The following is a 12,272-nucleotide window of genomic DNA, read 5'->3' as shown; positions in this document are numbered from 1 at the left end:
CAGACTGGACTTGGGCAGTGCTCAAAATCCTCACGTACAGTGTGTACGCTCCGGTTTTTCCGCGCTGTCCGCATCCAGTCTGACTGCAACAATTACGCCTGCTGGGACAGGCTAATTTTCAGCAATGGAACTCCATCACGCGGTTGATGGCAAATTGCAGATTCTTGTCGTCAAATAGCTTCACCTTACGGCTGGCCCAGCGTTCACCCGCAGGCCACTGGTGCAGCCCCTCTTTCACGGAATCCAGCGTGGGCTGGCATTCTCCCCGGGTCAGCAGCCAGTCAACGGTTGCCAGCAGTTCCAGACCAAACGGCGATTCAAAACCGTCAATCAACTGGCTGACCTGCTCAAGCGCCGGTAACCACGCTTTGGCTTCGCTGTTAAGCCAGAGGTTGATGTGTTCTTTTTCCCGATCGTTAAACCAGATCACGTCCAGCGGTTGGCTGTCCGGGATGCGTTTCTCGGCTTTCAGATAGGTGCCATCCAGCGCGTTAAGCAGATGATTCAGGTTGGGGGCATATGGGCCGTAATAGTGCGCCTCAAACCGTAGTTTTAGCACGTCTTCCTGCTGATGCTGTTCAATGGCGCGCTGCAACAGCCATGCCAGCTTCTGAATTTCCAGCAGGCTGCACTCCATGCCCAGCACCCAGTAGCGGCGCACCAGTTCAGCAATCATCGCTCTGGCGGGCGTGAGCTTTTTTACGCCGGTGCTCTTGGCGACGTTCTGGTATTTTTCGGTGGGCTCATAAATCAGGATTTCCGTGTCCTGAAGGTCGCCCAGCGCAGACTCAATCCGCGCCCGAACGTCCGGCCAGTTCAGGCCGCCATTGCCCGCGCCCAGCGGGGGAATGGCGATGGACTGCACTTTCTCTTCGATCAAAAAGCGGCGCAGATCCTGCAAGCCGTCTTCAATCCACTCCATGCGGGAGTCGGCGCGCCAGTGCTGCTTGGTGGGGAAGTTGACAATCCAACGTGGCCCCATCAGTTCGCCGGTTTCGGTAATAAACATCTTGCCGGTCATAACCTGCTTTTGCTTGCAGGCGAGGGCATAGGCTTTCATATTGTCGGGGAAGCGCTCTTTGAACATCAGCGCGATGCCTTTACCCATGACACCGACGGTATTAACCGTATTCACCAGTGCTTCCACGGGCGCGTCCAGTAAATTGCCTTGTGTATATGTCATCATGAGAAATACCACCCGGCCCGTGCGTGAACGGGCATTGACAGATTGCGTTGCGACAGCCACTGCTCTAATTGTAACCTGACGCCATCGTTGTAACAAATCATCCCGCCCAGCAGCGTGATGGGGCAGTGCTGCCAGATTAACGCCTCGGCCTGATAGCGTTCAAATTTGGCCGGATCGTCCGGATCGCGCCGGAAATCCCGCGCCTGTAATATCGGCCAGTCGATCTGGTTCAGGTCGTCCAGGCGGGTGTAGTAGTTGACCCAGTTATAGTAGGCGTGGCTGTCGGTAAACACGAAGGGGACGTTTTGCGTCGCCACGTGTCGCAGGCTGCTGACCAGAATAACGATTTCTTCGTTGGGGCGCTTCGTAATGCCGCCGCGCCCGCTGTGGATATTCATCAGCATTGGTGAGAAGGGGGTAAAGTAAAACGGCACATAGTCATGCAACGTCCCGCCCGTCCCGGCAGGCACCAGATGCCCGGCGCGTTTGTCGATAAGCTCCGGGTTGCCGATATTGATCCAGTTTGCAGCTTGCACTGGACTGTTGCCGCAGTGCAGGCCGTTGTCCAGTATCCACGGGATATTGTCCCGATGGACAATGCGCCAGATCAGGGCTTTTTCCGGGTTGAGATTTGCGCTGTAATCATAAGCCATATGCTTTCCCTTCTATATTAAGCGGGTTTTCCCGGTTAACAGTTCCTGCATCATCCCCTGTTCAAGCTGGCGGGTTTTGTCCAGACGCTGTTGCAGGGTTTGAATTTCCTTGTCCATATCGGAGAGGATGGCGGCGATGGCGATTTGTTCAGGTACTGAGCAAATAGGTACCATTAAGCCTTTTACATTATCACTATTGATTGCAGGGTAATTTGAACCAGAAATCAACATATCTATTTGCTCATTAATTGAGGCGGCAAAGAGATGTTGATACAAAAATTCGGGGTGGAGTTGTCCTATATCACATCTAATGACACTAAAACCCGTGGAACAAATAAGGTCTGATACCTCATGATCAACAAGATAATGAGACTTTAAATTAGGACGCACGGTGGAAACCATGACATCGTTGCATCTCAATAATCTTCTGGCTCTTGAAGGCGCATCAGAAAAAACTAATCTAGTTGTTCCAAGTAAAACGCCGCGGTCAATTTGCTCCAGCGAGATATAATCAAACTCATAGTTTGGTGGAGTTGAAGATGGTAGATTTTCAGGATCAACGTGAGATAGTTCTCCAATTTTTGATATTTTCCAATCCTCAGGAATATCCCCCAACTCACTCTTTTTATACCCCTTAACAGTCCCATCTTCCCGCAATGCAACCTGAGGCAAACGGGTTTTACCAGTGAGTAGTTGTTGCATGGTGGCTGTTTTGATGGCCTGTTTTTTTGCGAGAATCTGTTCCAGAGCAGCAATTAGCGCTTCAGTATCAAACAGTACATTGGCAATAACGGTTTGTTCTTCCTTTTGACTTGGAATAACAAATAAAAAATCTGCGATCTCACTTCTATTAATTTTAGGTATGCCACTTCTTACAGAAACAGACTCGGCATATTTCGAAAATCGGCTCCCAAGAACTAACGGAAGAATATATTTAGGCTCGATTCCTTCTTTAGGTCTTAGAGGGTACATATCTGCACTACATAGCCCATCAAAATTAGCATAAATAGCTTTTCTCAAATATGGACGTATTTTGCTGTAGATAGTATCCCCAGCATGAAAAACATATTTACCACTTATAGCATTTTGCTCTTTGGCTGATTGCTTACTTATCAATCTACCTGTTCCTGTTTCAATGTGGTCTGGGGCAATTAATATCATTGAAGAATATGGCTCACATATCGGTGATATTTGCCCACTAACAATCGAGACTACATCAAAAAAAGGGACTACTTCCCAATCCTCAGGAATAACCCCCACTTCGGTCAACTTAAACCCCGCAGGCACGCCTTTCACCACCGCTTCCGACTGCTGCTCATTCATCATTAAATCTACCATCACCACACCAGCCCCATCGCGCGCAAATGCCCGGCCACTTTCTCGCTCAAAGCTTCAACAGACAATTCAATCGCTGGTAACGGCTCGGCATAACGCTCTTCCAGTTCCTTCACGCGTTCCGCCAGTTGCTGGGTGATGCGCTCAATCTCCGCTTTAATTCCGGCCTGTAACGTAGCCAGCCATTTGTCCTGCACCACTAGCGCTTTGATCGCCGCTTCATCCAGCGTGGGATAGTGTTTAAACACCGAGCAGTCCAGCGCTTCCTGCGCGGCTTTTAGCGCTTTTTTCGCATTAGCTTCTGCTTTAATCAGCGCTAGACAGCGGGTCAGCGCCGCCAGCTCATCTGGGTCGGCGGTGGTTTTCTTCAACTGATTCAGGCGGGCATTGACCAGTTTTTGCGTCACCTTATCCTTGTCGTTCTTCGCTTCCGCCAGCAGGTCTTCTTCACCGGCTTGCTCCTCGACATACTCGGCTAACTGGCGGCTGGCCTCTTCACTGCGTTCCTGCGCACGGTTCAACACGTCCAGTAGCTCCGGGAAACAACGAATTTCCACCAGTGAGCGGGGCAATACGTCGGCCTTGTAGCGCCGCTTGTCAAACTCAAAATCGTGCGCTTCTTTCCAGATGTTTTTGCCGTCCTTGCCTTTCACCGGCTGGAGTTCGCGGATCTGCGCGGCGGCTTTCCAGCCCTCCTGCATAATCACATATACATCGTCCTGCATGGCGTCGGCCCAGTAGTCCATCAGGATCTGGTACACGCTGTATTTATTCAGCAGTTCGCTGTTAGCATATTGCGCCAGCAGCATCTCGCCGATATCGTGGATCAGTTCCTTCGGTTTATCGCCTTTGCCAATATCTGCCAGCGCCGCCTCTTTTACCCATGCCTTAAATGGCAGCAGGCTGCGAGTGGCAAAATCCCTAAATTCCTGGTGCGCCAGAATGGTCGGTTTAACCTGCCGGGCTTCTACCTGCGCGCGACAGTAGCCGGGGCGATCGTCGGTAAACAACACATCGCGCAAGGCAGGGAATACTCGCCAGTAATCCTGTAAGGCATCAACATCGCGCGCCGGAATACCGCCCTGTAAGTGAGCGGTCAGATCGTGCAGATCTTCCGGTTCGCCACCGTCGATATAGCGGGGGATATTCAGGTTGTAATCATTCCCAGCGATGTCGCTTAACGGCACCATCCTACTGTAGCTGGGCACCGTACGCTGGTGGTTAAACACGTCCACGATGCGGTGAATATCCCGGCTGCGCAGGCGGTTCTTGTTGCCATCCTTGATAAAGCCCCGGCTGGCGTCGATCATAAAGATGCCTTTACGGCTGTGGGCGTGCTCCTTGTCAATCACGATAATGCACGCCGGGATGCCGGTGCCATAAAATAGGTTGGCCGGTAAGCCGATAATGCCCTTGATATAGCCTTGCTTGATCAGGTTTTCGCGGATATTCGCCTCGGCGTTGCCGCGAAACAACACGCCGTGCGGCAGGATCACCGCCCCTTTGCCAGTGCTTTTCAGGCTTTTAATAATGTGCAGCAGAAAGGCGTAGTCACCGTTTTTCTCTGGTGGAACGCCCCAGACGAAACGTTCAAACGGATCTTTTTTCGGATCCAGTCCGCTGGTCCAGTTTTTATTAGAAAACGGCGGGTTCGCCACGGCGAAATCGAAGGTTTTCAGTTTGCCGTTGGCTTCTTTCCACTGCGGATCGCTCAGGGTATTGCCCTGCCAGATTTTAGCGGTGGCATTGTTGTGCAGGATCATGTTCATCCGCGCCAGCGCGCTGGTGGCGTTGTCCATCTCCTGCCCGAAGATCGACAGCCCGCGCCGGGCTTCATCGTTGACTTTGAGCAGCAGCGAGCCGGAACCGCAGGTCGGGTCGTAAACCGTGGCATCCTGCGGCGTGTCGGACGTAATGCCGATCACCTTCGCCAGAACGCGTGACACCTCCGCAGGCGTGTAAAACTGCCCCTTACTTTTGCCGGATTCGGTGGCGAAGTGGCGCATCAGGTACTCATAGGCATCGCCCAGCAGATCGTCGCCTTCGGCCCGGTTGCCGGACAGATCCAGCCCCTCGAAGATGCCGACTAGCTTCGTCAGACGATCAACCATCTCTTTGCCTTTACCGAGTTTATCCTCATCGTTAAAATCGGCATCGATTACACCTTTCAAACCGTTTTCTTCAGCCAGCGCTTGGATAATTTTGTTAATTTTATCGCCGATTTCTTTATCGTTCTTCAGCGCGATCATATCGTCAAAGCTGGCCCCTTTCGGGATAAGGATAATGCCGTCGGGATCGCCCTTATATTTGTCGGACACGTACTTCATAAACAGCAGGGTCAGCACATAGTCCTTGTACTGGCTGGCGTCCATCCCGCCGCGCAGTTCGTCGCAGCTTGCCCACAGGGAGGAATAGAGTTCGGTTTTTTTGATAGCCATTAAATATCTCGTTTTGCACGGTGATGTGCCGTAAGCGGGTTACAGCAGATCGGTGTTCAGACCGGCGGCTTTCAGCCGACGGGTTAAGTTACGCATTTTGCTGAATTCGGTGCCGAGACTCTGGCTCAGACCAGTGCCTTCGCAAAAGGCTTTTGCCGTAATGTGTTCCAGCTCGTCGGCATATTTGATCATTTGCAGATGCAGCTCGACGGTGTACTGGTTACGCGGGGCTTTGTCCAGTGCCTGCTTAATATGGTGGTAGATGTCCTGTTCATTCATGCTGTATGGGTGACTAAAGGTGTATTAGCTAATTTGGCTAAATTAGCTAACTACAATATTAGGTTCAAGCATTTTGATGACTGGCGTATTTGTTTGCACAATTTATGAGCGTAGAAAATCGCTTGCGGTTAATTCATCGCCGCGCTATCTTTTACCTGCATCTGCAAAATCAGGTGCAGGGATTGGTCTCCCGAATACCATACTGGCGACATATGACGCGCCTTGCGTCTTTTTTTATGTCGTAATGCTTAGCTATGCCGAATTATGGTGGGCTGGGCGGGGGCACCGCAAGGTGCGCCGGTTCCAGTATGGCCGGTAAGACCAACTCCGTTCAGTCCACCACCCGTAAGATTGGTCTCTTCGGTGGTGGTTTAAACATCACATACTGGAGGTTGCCTAATGGCTACAATCCTCACCCAAGCACACCTGTTACTTACCGTTCCTTTCAGCGCCGCCACGGATTTCACCGTATTGGCCGATCATTGTGAAAATTTTGCCGAAACCCTGATTGAAAGCGACGATACGGCGCTGAGGTTGGCGCTCTGCGGGCGTCTTGCCGCCTGTCTTGCGCTGCTGGGACCCACGTTGAACGAGCCTGTTCCGTGCCATCTGTGCGAAAGCCTCACCGTTGATACCCTTCCCGCTGTTTCTCCCTGTTTTGATCCCGATTCTGAATTGCTTTGTGACTATTGCTTTACGTTGACGCAGCTTTTGGCAGGACGGGCGCTGTCGCCGGAAGTGGAACGGATGCTGACCGGGCTGCTGGCTGAACTTGTCTGGTACTTTGCCGCTGAACTGAAAGTCCCGCGCTGGATACGTACCGCAGACGGTGTGAAATGTATTAATGAGGAGGCGGTATGAATCAACAGGACTGGCATTCCGCCGATATTATTGCGGCGCTGAAAAAGCGGGGAACGTCGCTGGCGGCGGTTTCGCGTAACGCGGGGTTAGCGTCTTCCACGCTGGCAAATGCGCTAACAAGACACTGGCCTAAAGGGGAAAAGCTGATTGCGGAAGCGCTTGGTGTTTCGCCTGCGGAAATCTGGCCTTCCCGTTACCGCAAGCCAAAGGAGCGTTAAAGTAAAACAAGCTCTCCCGTCCCGTTATCGGCCTGGGTCGGTAACGGTTCGGGAGAAGGCAAGCGAAGCGCGGCAGTTTACTTTTATCGATAAATTTCTCAGTGAGTCGCGATAGTGAGTGTCACTATTATTGGTTCCATCATCTTCGTCTGTTATTCGCCTCATGAGATTGCCTCATTAGTTCGCCTCACGGTATGAGCCGATGTGATGCGCCGACAGCGTGAGGCGAATGCGGTGGCCGCAATGCAGTCATGTGCCGGAAAATACATTTCCCGGCACAAAACGGCGTGCGCCAGTTCATGCGGGCTGGACGCCCTTATTGCCTGGCACATGGGGGTAATGTCGTGGCTGGACACCACGCCAAAACCCCCAACGTCAACGGCGGCACACCGTCGCCCGCTACGCGCGACCAACCCCTTTAAGACGCACGTTTTAGCCTGTTATTTCTCTTTCTCGCAGGCTCGGTGGGAAATAACGGGAAACGCAGCTTTAAATGGGTTGGTCGCGCCACGCTACCGGCTTGTGGCCGGAGACTTAGCGGCGACGGTGTGCGGGGCAAGCCCCCCAAATAAACCGACGCGTGGGCGCGTCTTTTTGCTCGCTGGGGCGGCAAAATTTATTCGGTTCCCCCCAGCCTGCTCGGTTTCCCTTGGGGGAAACGCTCGCTGGTGGGTTCGGGCGACGCAAATTAGCCATTTCTACGAAATGGAATTTACTCGCCTTACGCCACTTTTTAATTTCTGCTGTTCGCATCCATTAAAAAGCCATACAAGCACGGCCTGTCATATCGTTTGTCCCTGTAAACACGGGTAATTGCGATGGTGAAAAATCCGCTGTTTTATCAGGGATGTTCGGTGCTCGCTCTGCTGCGCTCCGCCTCAGCCCTGATACAACAGCGGCGTAGAGAAACAAGATAAGCCTCCTCTGTTCGATTAGAAGCGACTTATTCCATAGGTGTATCAGTCTGGCTCAGGCAACCTTAATCGACTTCTCAAAGCGATAAGCCGGGATGAATTGATGCTGGCAGGCATCGAGATAATCTGACCACCATTGCATCATCTGAGTCCGTTCGTCGAGGTGTTCCGCTTTGTGAATATAGGCGGCACGAACGTGATTGCGCTCCTGATGGCTCATCTGCCGCTCCACAGCATCTTTTGACCAGCGACCTGATTCGATCAACGCGCTACATGCTATCGTGCGGAAGCCATGTCCGCAGATGTCCACCTGCGTATCATAGCCCATTGTGCGCAGCGCCTTGTTGATGGTGTTCTCACTCATTGGCTTACGGGCATCGCGATCGCCGGGAAAGAGCAAATCCCCGTTGCCGGATAGTAGTTTTAGCTGCTTCAGTACCGTTACCGCCTGTTTTGACAGCGGCACCAGATGCGGTGTTTTCATTTTTGCACCACGCTCTGAGTGACGCACACCCGTAATGGGCTCCCGCTGTGCGGGAAGTGTCCACATGGCGTTATCCAGATCGATCTCCGTCCAACGGGCAAAACGTAATTCGCTGGAACGGATAAAGATCAGCAAATTAAGCTGTACCGCCAATCTTGTCAGCAGTCTGCCGGAATAGCCTTCGATTCTTTCCAGTAGTTCCGGCAACCTTTCTAACGGCAGGGCAGGGTAATGGTTTTTTGGCGGCGGGGTGATAGCGCCACAGAGATCATTGGCCGGGCTGCTGGCAATCAGTCCTTCCTGTACGGCGTAACGCATGATGACGGTAGTGCGTTGCTGTATCCGTGCCGCTGTTTCCAGACAACCCTTTTTCTCTGCCACCCGTAGCGGGATCAGCAGATCGGGGGTTTTCAGGTCGGTGACAAGGGCATTACCGATGAGCGGGAAAACGTGCAGCTCCAGTGAACGCAAAACTTTGGCGGCGTGTGCCTCACTCCAGCGAATGTTCGCGGCCACCCACTGACGGGAGACGGTCTCAAAGGTATTGCCGTTTTTTCTCGCCTGCTTGTCCTGCTGTTTTTTTACGTCGGGATCATCCCCTGCGCTGAGAATAGTCCGGGCTTCTTCACGCAGTTTACGGGCACTGGCAAACGAGACAGTCGGGTAAGCGCCAAACGCCAGCTTCTTCTCCTTGCCGCCGAAGCGGTACTTAAGATGCCAGAGCTTGGAACCGTTGGGTTTGATCAGCAGGTATAAGCCTTGCGCGTCGCTGAGTTTGTAAAGTTTATCGAGCGGCTTGGCGTTGCGGATGGCGGTATCAGTCAGAGGCATGGTGGGGGCTCCGTAGTTTATCGAACCGACAGGCCCCCAATTAAGCCCCCAAAAACTACGGATGTCAAAAAATCTGGTAGTACCCATTGGTACTCCAGATTATTTTTAACTTACTGATTTTTTAACGTTTCCGGACACATAAGGACATCCTGAAACTAAATTTTGGTGCCCGGACTCGGAATCGAACCAAGGACACGAGGATTTTCAATCCTCTGCTCTACCGACTGAGCTATCCGGGCAACGGGGCGCATTAAACCGTATTGATGGTGTGGCGTCAACGGCTTTGTGAGCCTGTTTTGGGGAAATAACACTGACTGCCGACTTTTCAGCCAGAGGCGTTGATTTTATGCTGCATCACACACTGTGACTCAGGTCAGCGCCCCATTCTTGCGGCACAATGCCAGGCGTAATACGTCTTCTGCCAGCCGTTTTGCGATGGCAATGTCGGACAACTGGCGTTTTACCAGCAATTTGCTAAGACAGCCTTCCAAAATCAATTCCAACTGTTGGGCAACCATCTCGGGATCGTCGGTTTCCAGTGTTTCCAGTAGCGTTTTAGTGTGCTGGTAAGATGCTTTCTTCTGCTGTTCCGCAATCTGGTGAATAGGATGTTCAACATCAGGAAAGAAACTGCATGCCGCAATAAACAGGCAACCAGGATAACGCTGTTGCTGTACCGATTTGTGCAGTACCTGATATCGAGCCAGTAATTTTTGTTGAGTATTGAGCGTGCTGTCCAACAGCACCTGGCGGCGCCAAATATCTACTTGCTGGCTGTGATAACGCAGGCTGTCGTACAGTAACGCTTCGCAGTCTGGCCAGAAAGGACGCAGTTCATCGGTCGTCATATTCAGTCTGTCTGCCAGCATATCCAGCGTTGTGACGGCTAAACCGTGCTGTTCCAGCAAAATAAGTGCGTGTTCCAAAACTTCTTCTCGCTGCATAACGCCTCCTTCTGACGATTGGTATCCGATAACGCGTGCTGTTGTTTATTGCCCCAGTTTGCGCAAATGTAACTGAAATTGTTTGGCATTCATAAAGCCGGTTACCCGTGAACCGGATATTTCTTTGCCACTGGCGTCAAAAAACAAAATAGTGGGTAGGCCGAGTACCTGATATTGCTTCAACAACGCGTTTTGTTCTTTGCTGTTAGCGGTTACATCAATTTGTAGCCGCTGCATTGTTTTCAGGTGCTGTCGGACGGCACTATCGCTGAAGGTATATTTTTCGAATTCCTTACAGGCGATACACCAGTTTGCATACAGATCGAGCATCGTCGCCCGACCAGAGTGTACCAGTGCCGTCTGTAATTCAGTTCGGTTGCGTACTGGCGTAAATAGGCTTTTTGTCGATGTGTTGTCCGCTGTCTGGGCCGGAACAAATAGCCAATCCTGCAACGGGCGCACGGTTACCAATGCAGCCAATAGTAATAATATCTGTACTCCCCGCATCCAGCCTGTGTGGTTTCGTAAGCTGAGGATAAAAGCCCAGCCGAAAAACGTAACACCCAGCAGACTCCATAAGCGTAATCCCCAGTCGTCTCCCAGTACCCGCTCCAGTAGAAACACCGGTAACGCAAGAATAATGAAACCGAATGCTTCTTTAACCGTCACCATCCAGGGGCCGTTTTTGGGCAGTAACCGATTCCCAAATAGTGTCACCACTATCAATGGTAGCCCCATGCCCAATGCATACAGGTAGAGAGAGCCGCCCCCGGCCAGCAGATTACCGCTTTGGGCAATATACAACAGCAGAGCGCTAAGCGGAGCAGTGGTACAGGGCGAGCAGATCAACCCTGCCAACGCTCCCATGGAGAAAATGCCTGCCAGAGAGCCTTGTCGCTGCCGGTTGCTCCATTCCACTAGTTTGGTTTGCAATGAAGACGGCAATTGCAGGCTGTAGACCCCGAACATGGAAAGCGCCAGCGCAATAAAAAGCAACGACAGGCCAATGAGCATATACGGGTTTTGCAGCGCAGCCTGAAAGCGCAACCCGGCGGCCGCCACCACCAGACCAAGCATGGTGTAGGTGAGTGCCATACCCTGTACGTAGGTCATGGCGAGTAAAAATATCCGTCTCGCGGAGAGCCGTTGCTGGTTGCCGAGTAACAGACTGGATATCAACGGATACATCGGCAGTACACACGGCGTAAATGCGACACCAATACCAATCAGCAGAGCCCATAATGGTGAAAATGGCAGTTCGGGTTTCTCAATGGTGCTGGATGGCGCTTCAGGTTTTGTTTCCGCGCTGGGCAGTGGGTTGGTATTACTTGCGTTGACTGCGCTGAGTGGTACTTCACGGGTCTCCGGTGGATAACAAAATCCGGCATCGGCACATCCCTGATAGGTTACTCTGACCAGCGCGCCTTGCTGGGCGGCAGTCAATGGAATATTCAAGGACAATGGTTGCCGGTAAATGGCAACCTCGCCAAAGAATTCGTCTCGATGGCTGATCCCAGCGGGTAAATCTACCTTTCCCAAGGTGGCATTTTTAGCAACCAGCTTGATCTGTTGCTGATAAAGGTAGTAGCCGGGGTGAATTTGCCATTGCAGTGTGAGTTGCGTGCCATGTTGTTGAAAATCGAAGGCAAACGCTTGATCCACCGGCAAGAATTGTGGTTGTGTATTCTGCCCGAATGGGCTCTGTGCCGCAGCGTCAGTGGTGAAAACTGCTGCGCAGAACAGAACAATCAGCGTAAAGATGCGTTGAGCCATGAGAGATAATCGTTGTCACCACCAGTAACCGGTATCACCAGAAGTTCCGGTGTTTGGTAAGGGTGATGTTGCTTTAGGTGATCGATTAGTAACTGCTGATGTTGAGCATCAGTTTTAAGCAGTAACTGAATTTCCTGCTGTCGTTCCAGCCTCCCTTCCCAATGATAGAGCGATGTCGCTCCTGGCAGTAATGTGACACAGGCTGTCAGATGGGCTTCCAACGCAGAAGTGGCCAATGCGTGTGCACTGTTTTCGTCGGGGGCGGTACAGAGTACGACAACCGCATCACAGACAATCTGTTCGGACATGGTGACCTCGGCGATGGGAGTTTGAACACCGGACACTATACCTTGCCT

11 protein-coding genes and 1 tRNA gene are annotated in these 12,272 nt (G+C 51.9%); 2 read left to right on the top strand and 10 right to left on the bottom strand.

Going from position 1 to position 12,272, the window contains the following annotated elements:
- Positions 1-118: 118 nt before the first annotated feature.
- From darG to RS889_RS20435, 5 genes are read right to left on the bottom strand one after another with little or no spacing between them, the layout of a single operon-like run.
- Complete coding sequence (gene darG / locus RS889_RS20455; protein WP_315708535.1) at positions 119-1,186, bottom strand: type II toxin-antitoxin system antitoxin DNA ADP-ribosyl glycohydrolase DarG; 1,068 nt, start codon at positions 1,184-1,186, stop codon at positions 119-121.
- Positions 1,183-1,839 (bottom strand): type II toxin-antitoxin system toxin DNA ADP-ribosyl transferase DarT, encoded by a 657-nt coding sequence (gene darT / locus RS889_RS20450; RefSeq protein WP_315708534.1) that lies wholly within the window; start codon positions 1,837-1,839, stop codon positions 1,183-1,185. The genes darG and darT overlap by 4 nt, the downstream gene beginning before the upstream one ends.
- Before the next feature lie 12 nt (positions 1,840-1,851).
- Positions 1,852-3,177: a restriction endonuclease subunit S gene (locus RS889_RS20445; protein WP_315708533.1), complete on the bottom strand. Its 1,326-nt coding sequence runs from the start codon at positions 3,175-3,177 to the stop codon at positions 1,852-1,854.
- Positions 3,177-5,612, bottom strand: a complete 2,436-nt coding sequence (locus RS889_RS20440) for a type I restriction-modification system subunit M (RefSeq protein WP_315708532.1) — start codon at positions 5,610-5,612, stop codon at positions 3,177-3,179. The genes RS889_RS20445 and RS889_RS20440 overlap by 1 nt, the downstream gene beginning before the upstream one ends.
- 39 nt (positions 5,613-5,651) lie before the next feature.
- A complete protein-coding gene (locus tag RS889_RS20435; RefSeq protein ID WP_214453543.1) occupies positions 5,652-5,891 on the bottom strand; it encodes an HTH-like domain-containing protein in 240 nt (79 codons plus the stop codon).
- Between the two features lie 399 nt (positions 5,892-6,290).
- On the opposite strand from RS889_RS20435, the gene RS889_RS20430 reads away from it, so the two are divergent.
- Together RS889_RS20430 and RS889_RS20425 are read left to right on the top strand one after the other, a co-directional pair.
- Positions 6,291-6,752: a hypothetical protein gene (locus tag RS889_RS20430; RefSeq protein WP_315708531.1), complete on the top strand. Its 462-nt coding sequence runs from the start codon at positions 6,291-6,293 to the stop codon at positions 6,750-6,752.
- The gene (locus tag RS889_RS20425; protein WP_315708530.1) at positions 6,749-6,970 is read left to right on the top strand and encodes a helix-turn-helix domain-containing protein; all 222 of its coding nucleotides are present in this window, start codon (positions 6,749-6,751) and stop codon (positions 6,968-6,970) included. The genes RS889_RS20430 and RS889_RS20425 overlap by 4 nt, the downstream gene beginning before the upstream one ends.
- 969 nt (positions 6,971-7,939) lie before the next feature.
- Here the strand turns inward: RS889_RS20425 and RS889_RS20420 are convergent.
- From RS889_RS20420 to cutA, 5 genes are all read right to left on the bottom strand, one after another.
- Positions 7,940-9,199 (bottom strand): tyrosine-type recombinase/integrase, encoded by a 1,260-nt coding sequence (locus RS889_RS20420; RefSeq protein WP_315708529.1) that lies wholly within the window; start codon positions 9,197-9,199, stop codon positions 7,940-7,942.
- Positions 9,200-9,362: 163 nt separating this feature from the next.
- Positions 9,363-9,438 (bottom strand) — tRNA-Phe (locus RS889_RS20415).
- 129 nt (positions 9,439-9,567) lie between these two features.
- The gene (locus RS889_RS20410) at positions 9,568-10,143 is read right to left on the bottom strand and encodes a transcriptional regulator (RefSeq protein ID WP_021014314.1); all 576 of its coding nucleotides are present in this window, start codon (positions 10,141-10,143) and stop codon (positions 9,568-9,570) included.
- Positions 10,144-10,188: 45 nt separating this feature from the next.
- The gene (locus RS889_RS20405; RefSeq protein WP_315708528.1) at positions 10,189-11,916 is read right to left on the bottom strand and encodes a protein-disulfide reductase DsbD; all 1,728 of its coding nucleotides are present in this window, start codon (positions 11,914-11,916) and stop codon (positions 10,189-10,191) included.
- Positions 11,892-12,224 carry a divalent cation tolerance protein CutA gene (cutA, locus tag RS889_RS20400; protein WP_290183043.1) on the bottom strand — a complete coding sequence of 111 codons (333 nt, stop codon included), beginning with the start codon at positions 12,222-12,224 and terminating at the stop codon, positions 11,892-11,894. The genes RS889_RS20405 and cutA overlap by 25 nt, the downstream gene beginning before the upstream one ends.
- Positions 12,225-12,272: the final 48 nt, after the last annotated feature.

This window comes from Brenneria uluponensis (assembly GCF_032395385.1).
Taxonomy (GTDB): domain Bacteria; phylum Pseudomonadota; class Gammaproteobacteria; order Enterobacterales; family Enterobacteriaceae; genus Prodigiosinella; species Prodigiosinella aquatilis.
This window is presented reverse-complemented; position numbering and strand designations above follow the sequence as displayed.

What these genes read in the sequence shown, in the direction of transcription:
- darG (WP_315708535.1), bottom strand. Translation starts at nt 1,186, where the DNA reads ATGATGACATATACACAAGGCAATTTACTGGACGCGCCCGTGGAAGCA.
- darT (WP_315708534.1), bottom strand. Translation starts at nt 1,839, where the DNA reads ATGGCTTATGATTACAGCGCAAATCTCAACCCGGAAAAAGCCCTGATC.
- RS889_RS20445 (WP_315708533.1), bottom strand. Translation starts at nt 3,177, where the DNA reads ATGGTAGATTTAATGATGAATGAGCAGCAGTCGGAAGCGGTGGTGAAA.
- RS889_RS20440 (WP_315708532.1), bottom strand. Translation starts at nt 5,612, where the DNA reads ATGGCTATCAAAAAAACCGAACTCTATTCCTCCCTGTGGGCAAGCTGC.
- RS889_RS20435 (WP_214453543.1), bottom strand. Translation starts at nt 5,891, where the DNA reads ATGAATGAACAGGACATCTACCACCATATTAAGCAGGCACTGGACAAA.
- RS889_RS20430 (WP_315708531.1), top strand. Translation starts at nt 6,291, where the DNA reads ATGGCTACAATCCTCACCCAAGCACACCTGTTACTTACCGTTCCTTTC.
- RS889_RS20425 (WP_315708530.1), top strand. Translation starts at nt 6,749, where the DNA reads ATGAATCAACAGGACTGGCATTCCGCCGATATTATTGCGGCGCTGAAA.
- RS889_RS20420 (WP_315708529.1), bottom strand. Translation starts at nt 9,199, where the DNA reads ATGCCTCTGACTGATACCGCCATCCGCAACGCCAAGCCGCTCGATAAA.
- RS889_RS20410 (WP_021014314.1), bottom strand. Translation starts at nt 10,143, where the DNA reads ATGCAGCGAGAAGAAGTTTTGGAACACGCACTTATTTTGCTGGAACAG.
- RS889_RS20405 (WP_315708528.1), bottom strand. Translation starts at nt 11,916, where the DNA reads ATGGCTCAACGCATCTTTACGCTGATTGTTCTGTTCTGCGCAGCAGTT.
- cutA (WP_290183043.1), bottom strand. Translation starts at nt 12,224, where the DNA reads ATGTCCGAACAGATTGTCTGTGATGCGGTTGTCGTACTCTGTACCGCC.